Origin of the sequence: Staphylococcus simiae (assembly GCF_002902085.1) — a bacterium.
Classification (GTDB): Bacteria; Bacillota; Bacilli; order Staphylococcales; family Staphylococcaceae; genus Staphylococcus; species Staphylococcus simiae.
The window spans coordinates 37,467-56,140 of sequence record NZ_PPQR01000018.1; the positions used below are offsets into that span (position 1 = coordinate 37,467).

General features: G+C 31.9%; 18 protein-coding genes. 12 read left to right on the forward strand and 6 right to left on the reverse strand.

Annotated elements, in window-relative coordinates:
• The first annotated feature begins 52 nt into the window (after window positions 1-52).
• A complete protein-coding gene (locus CD113_RS03135; RefSeq protein ID WP_002464020.1) occupies window positions 53-1,651 on the forward strand; it encodes an alpha-glucoside-specific PTS transporter subunit IIBC in 1,599 nt (532 codons plus the stop codon).
• 81 nt (window positions 1,652-1,732) lie between these two features.
• Here CD113_RS03135 and CD113_RS03140 read toward each other — a convergent pair whose 3' ends face one another.
• Window positions 1,733-2,263, reverse strand: coding sequence for a hypothetical protein (locus CD113_RS03140; protein WP_002464022.1), 531 nt, complete (start codon window positions 2,261-2,263; stop codon window positions 1,733-1,735).
• Between the two features lie 275 nt (window positions 2,264-2,538).
• On the opposite strand from CD113_RS03140, the gene CD113_RS03145 reads away from it, so the two are divergent.
• The 3 genes from CD113_RS03145 (at window position 2,539) to CD113_RS03155 (ending at window position 4,921) form a co-directional block, all read left to right on the forward strand.
• Complete coding sequence (locus CD113_RS03145; protein WP_407070849.1) at window positions 2,539-3,450, forward strand: bile acid:sodium symporter family protein; 912 nt, start codon at window positions 2,539-2,541, stop codon at window positions 3,448-3,450.
• Between the two features lie 633 nt (window positions 3,451-4,083).
• Complete coding sequence (locus tag CD113_RS03150) at window positions 4,084-4,719, forward strand: HAD family hydrolase (protein ID WP_002463514.1); 636 nt, start codon at window positions 4,084-4,086, stop codon at window positions 4,717-4,719.
• A 13-nt stretch (window positions 4,720-4,732) separates the two neighbouring features.
• Entirely contained in the window at window positions 4,733-4,921 is a 189-nt protein-coding gene (locus tag CD113_RS03155; protein WP_002463512.1) for a hypothetical protein, read from the forward strand.
• A 59-nt stretch (window positions 4,922-4,980) separates the two neighbouring features.
• On the opposite strand, the gene CD113_RS03160 is transcribed toward CD113_RS03155, so the two are convergent.
• Window positions 4,981-5,166, reverse strand: a complete 186-nt coding sequence (locus CD113_RS03160) for a hypothetical protein (protein WP_002463510.1) — start codon at window positions 5,164-5,166, stop codon at window positions 4,981-4,983.
• Between the two features lie 2 nt (window positions 5,167-5,168).
• Window positions 5,169-5,519: a hypothetical protein gene (locus tag CD113_RS03165; RefSeq protein WP_002463509.1), complete on the reverse strand. Its 351-nt coding sequence runs from the start codon at window positions 5,517-5,519 to the stop codon at window positions 5,169-5,171.
• Between the two features lie 280 nt (window positions 5,520-5,799).
• Between CD113_RS03165 and CD113_RS03170 the strand changes: the two genes are divergently transcribed.
• Complete coding sequence (locus tag CD113_RS03170; RefSeq protein ID WP_002463507.1) at window positions 5,800-7,182, forward strand: amino acid permease; 1,383 nt, start codon at window positions 5,800-5,802, stop codon at window positions 7,180-7,182.
• Between the two features lie 775 nt (window positions 7,183-7,957).
• On the opposite strand, the gene CD113_RS03175 is transcribed toward CD113_RS03170, so the two are convergent.
• On the reverse strand, window positions 7,958-8,830 hold the full coding sequence (locus CD113_RS03175) for a MurR/RpiR family transcriptional regulator (protein WP_002464032.1): 873 nt from the start codon (window positions 8,828-8,830) through the stop codon (window positions 7,958-7,960).
• A gap of 412 nt (window positions 8,831-9,242) precedes the next feature.
• Window positions 9,243-9,572 (reverse strand): hypothetical protein, encoded by a 330-nt coding sequence (locus CD113_RS03180; RefSeq protein WP_002464035.1) that lies wholly within the window; start codon window positions 9,570-9,572, stop codon window positions 9,243-9,245.
• 49 nt (window positions 9,573-9,621) lie between these two features.
• On the opposite strand from CD113_RS03180, the gene CD113_RS03185 reads away from it, so the two are divergent.
• Complete coding sequence (locus CD113_RS03185) at window positions 9,622-10,362, forward strand: CPBP family intramembrane glutamic endopeptidase (protein ID WP_407070850.1); 741 nt, start codon at window positions 9,622-9,624, stop codon at window positions 10,360-10,362.
• A gap of 22 nt (window positions 10,363-10,384) precedes the next feature.
• Here CD113_RS03185 and CD113_RS03190 read toward each other — a convergent pair whose 3' ends face one another.
• A complete protein-coding gene (locus tag CD113_RS03190) occupies window positions 10,385-11,083 on the reverse strand; it encodes a helix-turn-helix transcriptional regulator (protein ID WP_002464039.1) in 699 nt (232 codons plus the stop codon).
• 385 nt (window positions 11,084-11,468) lie between these two features.
• Here CD113_RS03190 and CD113_RS03195 point away from each other — a divergent pair, with 385 nt between their 5' ends.
• The 6 genes from CD113_RS03195 (at window position 11,469) to CD113_RS03220 (ending at window position 18,669) form a co-directional block, all read left to right on the forward strand.
• Complete coding sequence (locus CD113_RS03195; RefSeq protein WP_040802028.1) at window positions 11,469-12,260, forward strand: inositol monophosphatase family protein; 792 nt, start codon at window positions 11,469-11,471, stop codon at window positions 12,258-12,260.
• Window positions 12,261-12,422: 162 nt separating this feature from the next.
• Window positions 12,423-13,346 carry an LCP family glycopolymer transferase gene (locus CD113_RS03200; RefSeq protein ID WP_088177480.1) on the forward strand — a complete coding sequence of 308 codons (924 nt, stop codon included), beginning with the start codon at window positions 12,423-12,425 and terminating at the stop codon, window positions 13,344-13,346.
• 384 nt (window positions 13,347-13,730) lie between these two features.
• On the forward strand, window positions 13,731-16,685 hold the full coding sequence (gene fdhF, locus CD113_RS03205) for a formate dehydrogenase subunit alpha (RefSeq protein WP_002464045.1): 2,955 nt from the start codon (window positions 13,731-13,733) through the stop codon (window positions 16,683-16,685).
• Window positions 16,685-17,158: a DUF1641 domain-containing protein gene (locus CD113_RS03210; protein ID WP_002464047.1), complete on the forward strand. Its 474-nt coding sequence runs from the start codon at window positions 16,685-16,687 to the stop codon at window positions 17,156-17,158. The genes fdhF and CD113_RS03210 overlap by 1 nt, the downstream gene beginning before the upstream one ends.
• Before the next feature lie 489 nt (window positions 17,159-17,647).
• Window positions 17,648-17,869: a hypothetical protein gene (locus CD113_RS12855; protein WP_088177479.1), complete on the forward strand. Its 222-nt coding sequence runs from the start codon at window positions 17,648-17,650 to the stop codon at window positions 17,867-17,869.
• A gap of 20 nt (window positions 17,870-17,889) precedes the next feature.
• Window positions 17,890-18,669, forward strand: a complete 780-nt coding sequence (locus tag CD113_RS03220) for an N-acetylglucosaminidase (protein WP_002464048.1) — start codon at window positions 17,890-17,892, stop codon at window positions 18,667-18,669.
• Window positions 18,670-18,674: the final 5 nt, after the last annotated feature.

Sequence of the window (18,674 nt, forward strand, 5' to 3'; positions counted from 1 at the left end):
ATAATTACAAGAAGCATACAGTTGATCATAAAAAAGTTTTGGAGGGGAAAAGATGAATGCGATAAAACGATTTGGTAGTGCCATGATTGTTCCAGTTTTGATGTTTGCGTTCTTTGGTATTGTATTAGGATTTGCAACGTTATTCAAAAATCCAACAATTATGGGTGGACTTGCAGATCAACATACATTTTGGTTTAAGTTTTGGTCAGTTATAGAAGCTGGTGGTTGGGTAATTTTTAATCATATGGAAGTTGTTTTTGTAGTAGGATTACCGTTATCATTAGCTAAAAAAGCACCTGGTCATGCAGCACTTGCAGCATTAATGGGATATTTAATGTTTAATACCTTTATTAATGCAATTTTAACGCAATGGCCACACACATTTGGTGCCAATTTACAAAAAGGTGTGGAAAACGTACCTGGACTAAAGTCAATTGCAGGTATTGAAACACTAGATACTAACATCCTTGGTGGTATTATTATCTCAGGTATTATAACTTGGATACATAATAGATACTACAGTAAACGTCTGCCTGAAATGGTTGGTGTGTTCCAAGGTTTAACATTCGTTGTTACCATTTCATTCTTTGTTATGTTACCGATAGCGGCAATTACTTGTGTAGTATGGCCAACAGTACAGAATGGTATTGGATCAATGCAACATTTCATTATTGCTTCAGGTTATGTTGGTGTATGGTTGTATCACTTCTTAGAACGTGTATTGATTCCTACAGGATTACATCACTTTATATATGCACCTATTGAAGTAGGTCCAGTTGTAGTCAACCATGGGTTAAAAGCAGAGTGGTTAGAACATTTAAATGATTTTGCGAAAAGTACGAAACCTTTAAAAGAGCAATTCCCTTATGGCTTTATGTTACAAGGTAACGGTAAAGTTTTTGGCTGTTTAGGTATTGCTTTAGCAATGTATTCAACGACACCTAAAGACAATCGCAAAAAAGTGGCAGCATTGTTAATTCCAGCAACATTAACTGCTGTAGTAGTAGGTATTACTGAACCATTAGAATTTACATTCTTATTTATTGCACCTTATTTATTTGTCCTACATGCATTATTAGCAGCAACAATGGATACCATTATGTATGGCTTTGGTGTTGTTGGTAACATGGGTGGCGGTGTGCTAGACTTTATCTCAACAAACTGGTTACCACTAGGTAAAGACCATTGGAGTACATACGTAGCACAAGTTGTCATTGGATTAATTTTTGTAGCAATATATTATTTCTTATTTAGATTTTTAATTTTGAAATTTGATATTCCACTTCCAGGACGTAAAAAAACTGAAGAAGAAGTTAAACTATTTTCAAAACAAGATTATAAAGAGAAAAAAGGTATTGATGATAATAAAGGTCACGCTTCATCAACGGGTAATGAATACGAAGATAAAGCTGCTTACTATTTAGAAGGTTTAGGCGGAAAAGACAACATTAAAGATGTGACAAACTGTACGACACGTTTACGCTTAACGGTGTATGATGAAAATAAAGTAGAAGATACTGATTATTTCACACATAATCAAATGTCACATGGTTTAGTGAAAAGTGGTAAAAGTGTCCAAGTCGTTGTTGGCATGACGGTACCACAAGTGCGTGAAGCATTTGAAAATATGGTCGACAAAAATGACAACTAGCTTGAAATAGACTTAGTCATAGAATATAGCAAAAAAAGAAACCGAGATGGTCATAAATGACGATCTCGGTTTCTTAGTGCGCTAAGAAATACGTGCTTTACCTAGTGATGATGATTTATATGTTGCAGATAAAATATCAATATTTCTAGTAGCAATGGTTTGCAAAATTTTAGCAAAAGTTTCAGGTGAGCTGATGACATGCGCATGTGATTTATTCAAAGTATATGAGATGTCATGATGATTCTGGAACATAGTCATAATATCAATGACTTTGTCTTTAATAAATGCATCTTGTAACCCATCTATATTAATATCGAAACGTTTAGCAGATTGATATAAGTTATTGGAATCAAGTAATTCATTGATGTTCTTAGGTGATAACACTTGGTAAATACTATATTGATGAAAACTTAGGAAAGATATGAAATAAGGTAATTGTTGTTTCGGTAAACTAATTTCTAAAACGTATTGTTGACCTTCTTTTAATATAGAAAATTGAAATGCATCACAGAAATTGATGCTTTTACACAATTTATTTAATTTTTTACGTGTCGTACGATCATTTAAACCTGCAATATTGACAATATAAGTTTCGAACTTATCTAGAATCATATGAGGACCTCCCGAGGATATAACTGTTATGTATAAAAATGTGGTTGATTTGAGTTGAACATTCTTTTATTCAAATTGATTTTACCACGCTTTTTTTTATTAAGCACTAAGACTTTTGAATGAAGTTGAAAATATTTATCATTAAATTTTAAGTAAATGATAAACGACGAAAATAATGAGAATTTTCTGAAAAAGTATTGTGACTGCTAGTAGCATATGTTATTATTTTCGGTATTATTGATTAGGATGAGGGAGTGTTTGACGTGTTAGAAAAAATGAGTCAATTTGCTACAAAAACATTTTTATTATGGATGTTGGTTGCTGCAATTATTGGGTTTATCTTTCCAAGTCAGTTAGCAACTTTAGGAACAATCGTGCCTTATTTATTAGGTATTGTGATGTTAGGAATGGGGATGACCATTGAACCTAAAGACTTCAAAGTTGTCTTTCAGTCACCTAAGCCAGTCATTATTGGCGTTATCTTACAATTCACGATTATGCCGACATTAGCTTTTGCGATTGCTAAAGTATTTCAATTGCCACCTGAAATTGCAATTGGTGTTATTTTAGTAGGATGTTGTCCAGGGGGAACGTCTAGTAATGTAATGAGTTATCTTGCTAATGCGAATGTTGCATTGTCAGTAGCGATTACATCTGTTTCAACATTATTAGCACCCATCGTTACGCCCGCATTAATTTATTTATTTGCTAATGAGTGGTTAAAAGTATCATTTGCTGCGATGTTATGGTCAGTCGTCCAAGTTGTATTAATACCGATTGTCATTGGATTTATTGTACAAAATGTTGCTAAAAAAGTTGCGCGTAAAGTTTCTACTGCATTACCTATTGTGTCAGTTATTGCTATTTCATTAATATTGGCGGCAGTCGTTGGTGGTAGCAAGTCTCAAATTTTAACTACAGGATTGCTTATCTTTGCGGTAGTCATTTTACACAATGTCTTAGGTTATTCTATCGGTTATCTATTAGCACGTGTGTTTAAGTTAAATAAAGCTGATAAGAAAGCTGTGAGTATCGAAGTAGGAATGCAAAATTCAGGGTTAGCAGTTTCACTAGCAACTGTACATTTTAGTCCGTTAGCAGCCGTGCCAGGTGCTGTATTTAGTTTTGTTCATAATATAACTGGGCCTATATTAGCAAGATATTGGTCAAAAAAAAATGCTAAATAAGTTTGATATAAGAAATATTGCTTACTTAACTTAAGATGGTTGTAGATTATTGCTTGTATTGTAAACGATTGTTAAATGAACACTTTATAAGTATAGTCAGTGAAGCTGGAGTAGTTGGGACCTGTCATAGAAAAAACTATGGATTACAGTTACTATGACAAAGGATTACAGTTTATTACTTCAAAATAAACTGCATAAGAGTTTCTAGCTATCAAAAAAGTAGAAACTCTAACAACTGCATAGGGACCCAACACAGAGAAACTGTACTTACAGTTTCTACAAACAATGCAGGTTGGGCAAGAGCTAGTAAAGATTAAAAATATAACTAAAGGATTACAGTTTATTAATTCATAATAAACTGCATAAGAGCCTGGGACAAAATGTATTTTACACTTAAATTTAAGCATTTGGCAGTAACTGTCTGGTTTTCAAAATGTTGATAAATCACCATTTTGAAAACCTAGTCAGTCTTGCCGGGGTGGGAACACGAAATAAATTTTATATAAAATTTATTTCTGTCCCACTCCCTAAGATATAAATCTTTTGGGAAGTTATTTCTGTCCTGCTCTCGCTATGACATGTATACTATGAGTAAAGATATAAGATTAATAACAGAGGAGAGACAGAGATATTATGTATAAAGCTGTAGTATTCGATTTTGATGGCACTATTGTTGATACAGAACAACATCTATATGAAGTAATCAATAAATATTTAAAAGAAGATCAAGTTGAACCTATAAGTATTGATTTCTATAGAGATTCTATCGGTGGCGCTGCAACAGAGTTACAAGAACATATTGTGAATGCTGTAGGACAACAACGTAAAGATTTTATTTATCATATGCATAGTCAATCTAGTGCATCTCTACCTATTAGACCTACAATTAAAGCACTAATGGCGTTTTTAAAACAACGTCATATACCTATGGCGATTGCAACAAGTAGTAATAGAGAAGATATTATGCCAACGTTTAAAGCACTTGGTTTGGATAACTATATCGAGGTTGTTGTAGGTAGTGAAGATGTAGATAATGTTAAACCAGACCCAGAGTTATATTTAACTGCTGTACAGCAATTGAATTATAGTCCGAGTCACTGCTTAGCTATCGAAGATTCAGTTAATGGAGCAACAGCAGCTATTCGTGCAGGATTAGATGTCATTGTTAATACAAATCGAATGACTGAAGTTCAAGATTTTTCTAATGTGGATTTTGTAGCTAAAGATGTTGGTGCAGATGAAATCATTAAAAAGTTCTTTACTAAGTAAGGGGACTTATTAAATGTTATATACAATACTTTTCTTTATCGCAGGACCAGCCATTTTGGCAGTAGGTAATTTAATTATAGGGCCTATTTTTAACAAACAAACACCATTTCATATACAACTGAGATCGTTTATTATTGGTTCTGTTATATATCTTATGATAGCAACCATTGGTTATTTTCTATTGTTGCAAGGTAAATTATAATAATAAAGCACAAGACATTATTTCGAATAAAGATAATATCTTGTGCTTTTACTATATGTTTACATATATTTGAGTAATAGCGTGACAATGATTAAGACAATTAAAAGTGTATCAATACCAACCATAATAGTATATCTTGTATGATTTTGTCCTTCAGCTTTAGCAAGTTTCATCGCACGATAATTTGGGATGAAACTAATGATTAATAATATTAAAATAATAAGGCCAATAATTAAAGTTGTCATAATTAATCCTCTCCATTTCTTCCGCTAATGAATTCCCAAATAAATCCAGCTAAGATACCTAAAATAAGTCCAGCTATAACACCAAGTTGTATTGTGAAGAATAGTTTACCAATAATTATACCTAGAAGTATTGCGATTGGTAACGTTGTGCCAAATTTAATTTTACGCTCAGGTGAATTTAAAAGTAAAAATAAGATGATATAAAGTATTAAAAAGACTAATGTAGCAATGACTGTTTTCCCTGCTAATACATAAATATCTGGTTTAGTCATACCGAAATAATTGATGATAAAAAAAGCAGCCGCAAATAACAACGACATTTTAATACCACGGGATAATATTTCTTTGAACATGTTCAAGCTCCTTAAATATATTAATAAAAAAAGTATAGCATAGGTGCTAATAACCTCTAAAGACATTGTATATAGCTTTGCTTATAAATTATTTTATTTTTTTGAAAAATCTCAAAAATAATTGTTTGCAAATAACAAAAAGCCTGTTATAGTAATTTTGTAAACGGTTACATGTAGTTAAAATAATAATGTACCAAATACATAAAGTTATAGTATAATTACGTCAATAAGATAATTATTGATTATATTATAGGATTTTAAAGAGATGGGGTAAGATGGAATGGAAAACAATGAACTTCAAAGGGGATTGAGTTCACGTCAAATACAAATGATTGCACTTGGCGGAACAATTGGTGTAGGTCTTTTTATGGGTGCTACAAGCACAATTAAATGGACTGGGCCATCAGTAATAGTTGCATACTTAATTGCAGGTATCTTTTTATTCTTAATTATGAGAGCAATGGGAGAGATGATATATCTTAACCCAACAACTGGTTCATTTGCGACATTTGCTAGTGATTACATACATCCGGCAGCAGGTTATATGACAGCTTGGAGTAACATATTCCAATGGGTCGTTGTAGGGATGAGTGAAGTGATTGCAGTTGGTGAATATATGAACTATTGGTTCCCTAATTTACCAAACTGGATTCCTGGAATTGTAGCAGTATTATTATTAATGGCTGCTAACTTATTCTCTGTTAAAGCATTTGGTGAATTTGAATTTTGGTTTGCATTAATTAAAGTAGTAACAATCATTTTAATGATAATTGCAGGTTTTGGTATTATATTCTTTGGTATTGGCAATGGTGGCCATGCAGTTGGTATTTCTAACTTATGGGCACATGGTGGCTTTATGCCAAATGGTATCGTTGGATTCTTCTTTGCATTATCAATTGTTATTGGTTCATATCAAGGTGTGGAATTAATTGGTATTTCAGCAGGTGAAACTAAGGATCCACAAAGAAATATTGTTAAAGCTGTTAATGGCGTTATCTGGCGTATTTTAATATTCTACCTAGGTGCTATCTTTGTTATCGTATCAGTGTATCCATGGGATGAATTAGGTAATATCGGTAGTCCATTTGTAGCAACATTTGCTAAAGTGGGTATCACTTTTGCAGCTGGTTTAATTAACTTTGTAGTATTAACAGCAGCGATGTCTGGTTGTAACTCAGGTATCTTTAGTGCAAGTCGTATGATCTTCACACTTGCTCAAAAAGGTGAAATGCCTAAGATTTTCACTAAAGTAATGAAAAATGGTGTGCCAGTGTACACTGTCATGGCAGTATCTGTAGGTATTTTAGTAGGTGCATTGTTAAATGTAATTTTACCTTTATTAATTAAAGGTGCTGATAGTATCTTCGTATATGTATACAGTGCATCAATTTTACCTGGTATGATTCCTTGGTTTATGATTTTATTTAGTCATTTACGTTTCAGAAAATTACATCCTGAACAAATAGAAGGACATCCATTTAAGATGCCTGGTGGTGCATTTAGTAACTATATAACAATTGCGTTCTTAGTTCTCGTGTTAATTGGAATGTTATTCAATAAAGAAACAGTCGTTTCTGTATTAATCGGTATTGTCTTCTTAGCATTAGTAACAATTTACTACTTTATTAGATATAATAAAAATAATCATTCAGTAAATAAATAATCATCTAATATCATTAAAATTTAACATTAAAAATAGCCAATTAAGTTTTGATTTTAAAATCTAAACTTAGTTGGCTTTGTTATTAAGGTTCTCTAACAAATCGGACTAATACATAATTAAATTTTTAAGCCTCGCACCCCAGCTTGCACATTATTGTAAAAATTCTGTTGCCAGAATTTTTGTTTGCTGGGGCCCCAATGCCCAACCTGCATGGCATGTTAGATTTTCTGCTATCTTGATAGCTAGAAAATCTTATGCAGTTTATTATGAATTAATAAACTGTAAACCTATTTCAGATAATCAGTTTTTCTGTGTTGGGTCCCTTCCTAGGGTGCTGTCTCAGCCTACCCCAACTGGCATGGTTTGTAGAAACTGATTCGTCAGTTTCTTTGTGTTGGGGCCCCGGTCTTCGACTAGCACTGTTGCCCAACTTGCATTTCAAGTAGAAACTGTTTCACAGTTTCTCTGTGTTGGGTCCCTACCTCAGGAGTCTCGGCTTCAAATTAATTTTCTTTTTAAAATTATTTATTTTTTATTTATCAGTCTTAAAAAATAGAGAACCGTTATTAATCACGCTTATATATTTGGATTAAAAATATTTGTGTTTATCGATGTGAAAGCTTGATCATATGACTAAAAGATTAATGCTTCACGCAACGATGTATAAACATCCATAGTTATTGCTTATGTTATAAAATACAAAAGAATCTATATATGTTGATTAGTTGTAACATGGAACACAATTGTTTCGTCATTCATTTGTTTCACTCGTCATTTAATGTTTGAATTTTAAATTTGATAAATGTTTACGATAATTATCCAGTGCCATTTTAGATTGTGTAATAAAATCTAACGATGCATGATAATTTAATGCGACGTAGCGATAATAGATAACATCAATGGTAAACATTTGTGCAAATAGAGAAGTAGTACCACTCATATGTGTTTCATTATCATTGGTCTTACCATATGTTAAAACAATATTTGAGGCTAGTGCCACTGGGCTTTCTTTGGTACTTGTAATGGTAATAATAGGTATATGATAATCCGCAATAACTTTGACCATTGATTGCAACTCATTTTGCAAACCATTATTTGTAATCAAAATGACGCAATCGTTAGAATTATGCGTTGCTAGTAATGTAGCAAATATATGTGACTCTTGGACAAGTTGTATATTTAAACCTACACGTGATAACTTTTGGTACATATCCGTTGCAGCAACAAAAGACGGACCAAAACCATAGATAAATATTGTATTTGAATGTTTTAAATAATGGCAAATATGATCTACTGTGTCATCATTTATTTCGTGATTGGCATGATCTAGTGTCTTAACAGTCCTACTGTGTAATTTATCACGTAAAGATGAAGTTGATTCATTATGTACAAGTTCAACATTGTATAATGACGATGCCTTGGGTACATATTTAGAAATATTGAGTTTTAAATCATTAAAGCCACTATCAGTAATTTTTTTACTAAATCTGATTACAGATGATGTACTAATATCAAGCCTTTTTGCTAAGTCTTGTGACCGCATATGAATAACTTTTTGCGGGCAATTAAGGATGAATTGAGCAATCTTCTTTTCGTTTTGTGTCATATATGGATATTGATGATCAATTTTTGTTAATACGTTTGACATATTTATCACTCCAGTCCAACACTTAATGTTAAGTGTTATCTTTTGTTGTATGGCAAATTATAATGATATGATTTGCTGCATATTTAGAATGAAAAATAAGTTGATGGATGATGTAAGTATAGTTGAGTAATATTATTAAAGTTAAATACGATTCTACAAGTAAGCACACTCCCATATGTTACTAATAGAAAAGAAGATTTAAACTATGAATTTCCCATATCCATAGCTATTACATACAATGTAAAGTTAATTTGTGTAAATTAAATCTGACTCAACTTATCATATTAATCATTATGATTATAACCTTATTAAATAGTCATTACAATTTGAAGGAAAAATTTGATATAATAATTTATCTAATAAAACACTTTCAGATAAATGTTAGATATTAAATTAGTTAATAGCTATATAGTTATTTTATAAAATCAATTGTAATTAATGTGTTGGATAGTTTAGTTTGTAAAAGATTAAAATTGTGTAGTGGGTTGCCGTAGTCCATCTGACTTAATGGATGTTCAGCTAAAAATTTAAAAGTTTCAAAGTAGGCAATATAACCAGGAATTGATTGATAGGAAGCCGGATTAGTTTGGAGTCTATCGAATTCAGTAACACAAAGTGTGTTAAATTGTTGTAATAAATGATCTAATTCATTTTTCGTCATTAAGAAAGTGAATTTCATTTGTTCTAATAGTACGAGTAAAGTGATGATTTGTTGTGACATGAGTTTACTTTCGTTTATCATTAAAGCATACCTCCAATAAATTTAAATATACCATTGAAGTAGAAGGGACATAAAAATGAGCAAAGTTAAAACAAAGTATAGTTTTAAAGATATAGCTTGGCGAGACTTACTATTATTACCAATATTATTAGTGGCCATGTTTGGTTTAATGTTTATTTCAGGTTTACTGTTTAGTATGTATAAGGGTGAAATGAATCAATTAGAAATGACTTTGCTATCAACATTGTCACAAATTGTAGCGTATATCATTGTAATAGTTGTATTTTACTTGTTGCATATCAAAACGATGACAATAAGATTTAAAAAAGGACTTGCTTATATTAAAAAGCATTGGCTATTCATTGGCATACTGTATATTGTATCGATGATATTGATGTCAGGATATGGTTATGCCACGCAGTGGTTACCGAAACATTTACAATTTGATGAAACGCAAAATGAGTTAGAAATAAATCAATTGTTCAACGTGACTTGGTTTCTACCATTTACGTTTTTATTAATTGTAATATTGGCACCAGTGATAGAAGAAATATTTTTTAGACATATTTTAATAGGGGAACTTGGGAAGAAGTTTAATTTTATAGTGATGAGTATTATTTCACTTATTTTATTTGCAGCAATGCATGTTACTGAAGCCAAATCTCCATTTGAGCTAGGACCTTATTTAATCTTAGCTTGTGCATTGGTATTCATTTACCTTAAATCTGGAAGAAACCTTGGTGCATCGATAGCTTTTCATATTTTAAATAACTTAATATCTTTTATTTTAAGTATGATAACGTTGCGTTAATTATAGTGACCCCATTGATATCCTAATTAGGTGTATCAATGGGGTTTAAAAATTGTTGATAGTTATCGATAGATATATCGTGCGTTTGTATTGTCTTTCCAAATGAATATGAAATATCTAGGATATTAGAGATATCCAATTCTTTAGTACAACCTAACCCAATATCATAGACAACTGCAATCCATTGACCTCTTTTACAAAGTAAGCCGATAAAGATAACATTTTCAGCTGTATTATGTCCACCTTGTTGATAGTCAACCAACATCACGTTTCTTTCAGTACAATAAATTAAAATATCAGAAAACAAATAAGGTAATGATGTTAAGTTTTCCTCTTCAAATTTGATATAAAAATCTAAGCGTTTTAGCAATTTTCGTAAACGTGTTTGAGGTAAAGTTAAACATTGTTTAAGAATTGCGTTGATTTCATTTTTATATGGTAACGTCGAATAAGATTGACTTTCTTTTAATACTAAGAATAAGGCGGATAGTTCACTTTCGGTTAAATTTAGTGCAATTTTAGATTGTGTTTGTTGAATTTGATAGCCACCATTTTTACCGTGATGCGCATAAATTTTTACACCTTGGTTTTCTAATTCATCAATATCCCTTAAAATTGTTCGTTTTGACACGTGGCAACGTTCAGCTAATTCGAGAGCGGTCATTTTATTATTTTGTTGTATTAAAGTAATCATTAAATTTTGTCTTTCAACTTTGTTCAACGTCCACACCTCCCACAAAGATGATATATTACACAAAGTATAACATAAGAGTGACAATGAAGACATTTTCAACTTTGATTTTTAAAAAAGTTAAAAAACTTTAAAGAAAACGCTTACATACTCAATTGAATTGTGCTATTATATTATTTGTAACAGGGGGAGCGATTACACAAAGGGGTAGAGCTATATAGCAGATAGCTCATTAATCGTTCAAGTTACATCACAACATCTTCAATATTTATTACTTACTTTCCTTTCTATTTGTCGGCTAGCACGTGACTAGCCGATTTTTTTATGAATAAATTTAAGCATGACTTCATTTATATGTAATTTTCATTTATGATGACATTAATAGTTATAATATTCATTTAATGAGGTGACTGGCATCAATAATAAAGTATTGCAATATTTAGATGATGTAATTTGTGCGTGGATGACTAATTTAGATAATATGATTCCACCATTAATAGCAGACATGAAAACGTCGACAAAAAAGAATCGCTTTGATTTAGTGACTAATGTAGACAAACAAATTCAAAATCAATTTGAAAATTTTCTGAATGAACATTTTCCTACACACTATTTATTAGGAGAAGAAAAAAACAATCAATTTATACATGAAGATATTGAGCATTTATGGATTATGGATCCGATAGATGGTACAGCTAATTTGGTGAAACAACAAGAAGACTATTGCATCATTTTAGCTTATTTTGTTAATGGAGAGCCATCATTATCCTATATTTATGATTATCCTCGTGGTGTGCTTTATAAAGCTATCAAAGGACAAGGTGCTTTTGCCAATGGGCAGCCATTATTAGAACCTAAATCTCTTGCATTACAGGATGCTATCGTGTCATTTAATCCACAAGTGATTAATATTGAAACTGTACAAATGTTACTAGCATCATCATTTAGTTATAGATTGATTGGTGCATGTGGTTTGGATTCAATAAGAGTAATCAAAGGACAATTTGGTGCGCATGTTAATACCAATCCTAAGCCATGGGATATTGCAGCACAATTTTTATTTGCTGAGGAATTGGGATTGAAGATGACTAATCTAACTGGACAACCTATCAATCATCTTCAAGCTGGCCCGTTTATCATTAGTAATCCATCATGCCATCAAGAAGTATTAGATATTTTAAATAGTCATGGTGGATACCAAAAATAATAGTTATAGCATTTGAATTTACTTAAAAGCTATTGACGTGTTAATGGGGCTTAAGAAGTATAGTAATAAATCTAAAGTAAGCTATAATGAATAAGAGTAGAAGATAAGTAGAAAATAGTCGATGAAGGAGTGGTTAGGTTGAGACGTGCAGAAAGAAATAAAATGAGCCTACCAAAGAAAATATTTTTATGGGTATTTGGGATATTGGTTTTATTAGCGATTATCGCAGTTGTTTATGTAGCAGCTAAAGTTTTTATTACAGGAAATAAGATACATAATCCATTAGATCGTAGTCATTCAGAACTACGAGATAAAAATGTCAGCTTAAAAGATGGAGATCCATTTACCATTGCTTTATTTGGTGTTGACTCAGATTCAGAGCGTAAGAAAAATGGTGGTGGCGAGCGTAGCGATAGTATTATGATATTATCGGTTAATCCTAAAGAAAAGAAAACAGAACTAGTAAGTATTCCACGTGATACTAAAGCGGATATTGTAGGACGAGGTACTAGTGAGAAAATTGCCCATGCCTATGCTTATGGTGGCCCAAATATGGCTGTGAAATCACTTGAAAAATTAATGAATGTACCAATTGATCACTATGCAACGATTGATATGGATGGATTGCATGACATGATTGATAGTATCGGCGGTGTCGATGTTACTAGTAATGATACTTTTACTGTCAGCGGTTTGAAATTCTCAAAAGGTGAGAAAACACATGTAGATGGTGATGAAGCACTTAAATTTATTCGTAGTCGTAAAGAAGAAGGTGCTGGTGGTGACTTTGGTCGTCAACAACGTCAACAATTAGTATTAGAAGCGATGGCTAATAAAATGGCTAGTCCTTCATCAATCACACATTTCAATGGTTTAATGAATGAAATACAAAATAATGTTAAAACAGATTTAACATTGAGTGATTTAAATACTATAAGAAGTAACTATAAAGATGCTAATGATACTGTTAATAAACACCAATTAAGTGGTGAAGGTGGTATCCAAAGTGATGGGTTATATTACTTTGTACCAAGTGATGCATCTAAATCAGAAAATACCAAATTATTAAGAGACAATTTAGAATAATCAATAGAAGAGCGATGAAGATAATGAACACGTTGTCTTCATCTTTTTGTGCGCCCGGCATGAGCAACAACTTGGCTGCGAAAGTTCGATACAACCATAGCAAGATAAGTTGTTGCAATTAAATTAATAGTTCGATAGCTGTCAAATTACCGATATTGATAGTCATTTTCAATTAAATGTTTTAAAAATTTAATTTTGTACAAATAATTGCAAATGAAAAAGGTTTCATAAATTAAATTGTTAAATAATGCTTAACATAATGCATATAAAGTAATACAATTAGTACAATTCTATCTTTTTAAATTATGTGGGGCATAGTTAGATGGAATACTAAAATGTAATTATATAGTCATTTACGGAAAATATATAGATGGGGTGAATTAAATGCAAGAACATTTGGTAGTCACACTTGACGGCAAAGATTATCTTGTTGAACCTGGCACGAATTTACTTGAGTTTATTAAATCTCAAGATACGTTTGTACCTTCAATTTGTTATAACGAATCGATGGGACCAATACAAACTTGTGATACATGTACAGTAGAAATCGACGGAAAGATTGAACGTTCATGTAGTACAACGATTGATCGTCCTATGACAGTAAACACTGTTAATAATGAAGTTAAAGATGCTCAAAAAGAAGCATTAGACCGTATTTTAGAAAAACATATGCTGTATTGTACAGTATGTGATTACAATAATGGAGATTGTGAAATCCATAATACAATGGATGCGTGGGGTCTTCAACATCAAACATACGAATATAAAGAGAAACCATATGAAAAAGATTATGGTCCATTTTATAGATACGATCCAAACCAATGTATTTTATGTGGTCGATGTGTTGAAGCATGTCAAGATATCGAAGTGAATGAAACAATTAGAATCGATTGGGATCGTGAACATCCACGTGTTATTTGGGATAACGATGTGCCAATTAACGAATCTTCATGTGTATCTTGTGGACAATGTGCAACTGTATGTCCATGTAACGCAATGATGGAAGTAAATATGGAAGGTAATGTTGGTTATATGACAGATACAGAACCTGGTTCATTAGCTGCTATGATTGATTTAACTAAAAAAGCAGAACCTGGTTATGGTCCATTATTTGCTATTTCTGATTCAGAAGCTGAAATGCGTAAAGAGCGTATTAAGAAAACTAAAACTGTTTGTACATATTGCGGTGTTGGTTGCTCATTCGAAGTTTGGACTAAAGATAGAGAAATCTTAAAAGTACAACCTTCACATGATTCACCAGCTAATAAAATTGCGACATGTGTGAAAGGTAAATTCTCTTGGGGTCATATTAATTCTGATCAACGTTTAACTAAACCTTTAGTTAGAAAAAATGGCGAATTCCATGAAGTAGAGTGGGACGAAGCATTAAAAGTTGTAGCAGATAACTTTAATAAAATTAAAACACAACATGGTCCTGATGCATTATCATTTATTTCTTCTTCTAAAGCAACAAACGAAGAATCTTATTTAATGCAAAAGTTAGCACGTCAAGTTATTGGAACAAACAATGTAGATAACTGTTCAAGATATTGCCAAGCACCTGCAACTAAAGGTCTATTTAGAACTGTAGGTCATGGTGGAGACTCTGGTAGTATTGAAGACTTAGAAAAATCAGCAATGTCAGTATTAATTGGGACAAATACAGCAGAAGCACATCCAGTTATTGCATCACGTATGAAACGTGCTCAAAAATTATTTGGTCAAAGAATGCATGTTTTTGATATAAGAAAGCATGAAATGGCTGAACGTGCTGATCGTTTCTATCAACCAAAACCTGGTACTGACTTAGCATGGTTAAGTGCAGTAACAAAATATATTATTGATCATGATTTACATGATAAAGACTTCATTGCTAAATGGGTAGATGATTTTGATGAATATTATAAATCATTAGAAACATTTACAATGGACTTTGCTGAAGAAGCGACAGGTATTGCTAAAGAAGACTTAATTAGTTTTGCTGAGGAATGTGCTAAAGCTGAATCAGTAGTTATATGTTGGGCAATGGGTATTACACAACAAGATATCGGTAGTGATTCAAGTACAGCAATTTCTAACTTATTATTAGTAACTGGTAACTATCGTCGTCCAGGTACAGGTGCTTATCCATTACGTGGACATAATAACGTTCAAGGATGTAGTGATATGGGTAGTATGCCTGATAAAATCACTGGTTATCAAAGTATTGAAGCGGATGATATTCGTGCTAAATTCGAAAAAGAATATGGTGTAGAATTAAATCCAAAACCTGGTAAAGATAACCATCAAATGGTTGAAGGTATTCATGACGGTGACATACATTCATTATACTTATATGGTGAAGATACTGGTATCGTTGATTCAAATATTAATTTTGTTCAAGCCGCATTTGAAAAATTAGATTTCATGGTAGTACAAGATGAATTTTTAACATTTACGGCAACATTTGCTGATGTCGTATTACCAGCTAGTCCATCATTAGAAAAAGATGGCACATTTACGAATACTGAACGTCGTATTCAACGTTTATACCAAGCGTTGAAACCATTAGGCGATTCAAAACCAGACTGGCAAATCTTCCAAGCAATCGCTAAAGAAATGGGATTTGATTGGAATTATAAACATCCAGGTGAAGTAATGGACGAAATCGCGCGCTTAACACCGTTATATGCTGGCGTGAGTTACGATCGTTTAGAAGGCTTCAACAGTTTACAGTGGCCTGTACATGAAGATGGTACGGATGAACCATTGTTATACCAAGAAGGATTCAATTTTGATAATGGACGAGCTAAATTATTCCCATTATCATTTGATAACTACTTCAAACAAGATGAAGTTTATGATTTACATGTAAACAATGGTAGATTGTTAGAACATTTCCATGAAGGAAATATGACTTATCAAACACCAATGTTAAAATACAAAGTACCTAATGCATTTGTTGAAATTTCACCAGAGTTAGCAGAAGATCGCGGTATACATGAAGGTGCAGAAGTTAAATTAATTTCTGACTCAGGTGAAGCAACATTACTTGTCCATGTTACAGATCGTGTTAAAGGTAAAGAAATTTATATACCATTAAATAATGATGCTATGGAAAATGGTGACATGGGTGCAATTAACTTACTGACAAATAGTGATGTTGATAAATATACTGATACACCATCATATAAACGTACAAGTGCACGTTTAGAAGTTATAACGAAACGTGGTAAATCACCATTGAATCCAAATAACTTCCGTGTAGGTAAAACACGTCACCCACAATACAGTGTTCAAGTTCAGAAAAAATGGGAAAGAGATGATTATGTTTTCCCAGGAAATCAGGTGAATAAATAATGGCAGAGAGAATATCTTCTAAAATTACTCGCTTAGAAAAATCTGAAGAGCAAATTAAACTTGAAAGTTTAAATGAAGTAACTGATGCAATTGCAGCAAATAAAGATAGTATTTTAAAAGCGATTAAGTTATTTAAAACGTTAGATGATGCTAAATTATTAGATGCTTTGAATGGCGCAATTCGTGGTCGTCAAGTTATCATTAATAAATTTGCCGTCGAATTAAATAAAGATATTTATACTGGTTTGATGTCAAATATGGCTGCTTTAGTATTTTTATTAGGTGACTTAAATGTGTCTGATTTAAGTGATTTCTTAAATAAAGTTAATAAAGGTTTAAGTGTGGCTAACCAAGCAAGTGGTAATTCTAAAACAACAATTAGAAGCTTGTTAGGTGTATTAAAAGATGACGACATGAATCGTAGTTTAACGTATATGCTAAATATGCTTAAAGGTATGTCTAGAGATGAATAAATCAAAATAACAGGGCGTTCCCATTTGAACAATGGGACGTCTTTTGTTTTTGTGTTAGCTATTTTTGAGGTTCCCTATTTTTCAGGGCTGATAAATAAAAAAATAATTATGTATCAGTCCGATTTGGGAGATAGCTATTTTTGGTAAGTTGACTTAAGTATTCAACATCGACATAACTATCTATTGTCATGTATCATAATAGTTATGAGTATAAAATATAGATTCTTTAACAAATATACGGTCAGTTATGCTTGTCTTATAGGTCAGTATACACATCAAAGTGCCAATGTTGTTGCCAGAAATGATTCGATATTGTGTCGTACGCTTTGATTAATACTGTGTATCAAACTGACACGTAAAATATGTTGGTGGAAATAATGATGTAAATCTTCTAATGTTGACTTGCTAACGTTTATTTTATCTTATTTGTTGGAGAATCGATTATATAGTAAAGGGTGAAGACATATCAATCCGCAAATATTAAAGGTAATGGCGATTTCGTCTAATGTTTTATTAGTTGTAGGAATAGTTTTTTTAATTATGATGAAACTTATACTAGCGATTACATTTTTCGCTGTCTCATTATCAATTAGTTTAGTCATTTTTAATATGATGTTTAGAGATAGAACGGCTATGAGATTAGTTATAAATATTTCATTTCTAATTGTTCTATTAGCAATTGTTATAGCATATGTTGTGTTATCTAAGTAATAAAAATGAGGGCTTAATTCATGGCTAAAAAAGTAAAAATAAAGACATCTACAATCATCTTGCTCATCATTATAGCTATCTTTGCAATACTTTTAGTGGTGAATGAAACAAAATTATTTAACAATGATATTAATTATACGTTTGCTCAAGCTTTAGCTAAACAGAGTAGTAATGACGTGTTGCAGACTAAAGAACAACAAGGTGAATTTGTTGAAGCAAATAAAAATGATATCAAAAATGCTATGATGATTGGGCATAAAGATAACCAATTACAGTATATGGATATTTCTGAAAAAGTACCTTTATCAGAACGAGAAATCAATAATATGTTAAAAGATAAAGGTATTTTAAAAAATCAAGGTCAAGCTTTTCTTGAAGCTCAAGATAAGTATGAAGTGAATGCCATTTATTTAATAAGTCATGCTTTAGTTGAAACTGGGAATGGACGATCTGAACTAGCAAAAGGTATTAAAGATGGTAACAAACATTATTATAATTTCTTTGGTATCGGTGCGTTTGATAGCAGTGCAGTCCATAGTGGTAAAAGTTATGCTAAAGAACAACAGTGGACATCACCAAAGAAAGCCATTTTAGGTGGTGCTAAGTTTATAAGAAATGACTATTTTAATAATAAGCAGATTACGTTATATCAAATGAGGTGGAATCCTAAAGAACCAGCGCAACATCAGTATGCTAGTGATATTCATTGGGCAAGTCACATTGCAGAAATCATGGATAAGTACTATCAACAATTGGGCATTAAAAAAGATAATATTCGTAAATCATATTACAAAACATAGTTATG

What these genes read in the sequence shown, in the direction of transcription:
- CD113_RS03135 (WP_002464020.1), top strand. Translation starts at nt 53, where the DNA reads ATGAATGCGATAAAACGATTTGGTAGTGCCATGATTGTTCCAGTTTTG.
- CD113_RS03140 (WP_002464022.1), bottom strand. Translation starts at nt 2,263, where the DNA reads ATGATTCTAGATAAGTTCGAAACTTATATTGTCAATATTGCAGGTTTA.
- CD113_RS03145 (WP_407070849.1), top strand. Translation starts at nt 2,539, where the DNA reads ATGAGTCAATTTGCTACAAAAACATTTTTATTATGGATGTTGGTTGCT.
- CD113_RS03150 (WP_002463514.1), top strand. Translation starts at nt 4,084, where the DNA reads ATGTATAAAGCTGTAGTATTCGATTTTGATGGCACTATTGTTGATACA.
- CD113_RS03155 (WP_002463512.1), top strand. Translation starts at nt 4,733, where the DNA reads ATGTTATATACAATACTTTTCTTTATCGCAGGACCAGCCATTTTGGCA.
- CD113_RS03160 (WP_002463510.1), bottom strand. Translation starts at nt 5,166, where the DNA reads ATGACAACTTTAATTATTGGCCTTATTATTTTAATATTATTAATCATT.
- CD113_RS03165 (WP_002463509.1), bottom strand. Translation starts at nt 5,519, where the DNA reads ATGTTCAAAGAAATATTATCCCGTGGTATTAAAATGTCGTTGTTATTT.
- CD113_RS03170 (WP_002463507.1), top strand. Translation starts at nt 5,800, where the DNA reads ATGGAAAACAATGAACTTCAAAGGGGATTGAGTTCACGTCAAATACAA.
- CD113_RS03175 (WP_002464032.1), bottom strand. Translation starts at nt 8,830, where the DNA reads ATGTCAAACGTATTAACAAAAATTGATCATCAATATCCATATATGACA.
- CD113_RS03180 (WP_002464035.1), bottom strand. Translation starts at nt 9,572, where the DNA reads ATGATAAACGAAAGTAAACTCATGTCACAACAAATCATCACTTTACTC.
- CD113_RS03200 (WP_088177480.1), top strand. Translation starts at nt 12,423, where the DNA reads ATGAGCCTACCAAAGAAAATATTTTTATGGGTATTTGGGATATTGGTT.
- fdhF (WP_002464045.1), top strand. Translation starts at nt 13,731, where the DNA reads ATGCAAGAACATTTGGTAGTCACACTTGACGGCAAAGATTATCTTGTT.
- CD113_RS03210 (WP_002464047.1), top strand. Translation starts at nt 16,685, where the DNA reads ATGGCAGAGAGAATATCTTCTAAAATTACTCGCTTAGAAAAATCTGAA.
- CD113_RS12855 (WP_088177479.1), top strand. Translation starts at nt 17,648, where the DNA reads ATGGCGATTTCGTCTAATGTTTTATTAGTTGTAGGAATAGTTTTTTTA.
- CD113_RS03220 (WP_002464048.1), top strand. Translation starts at nt 17,890, where the DNA reads ATGGCTAAAAAAGTAAAAATAAAGACATCTACAATCATCTTGCTCATC.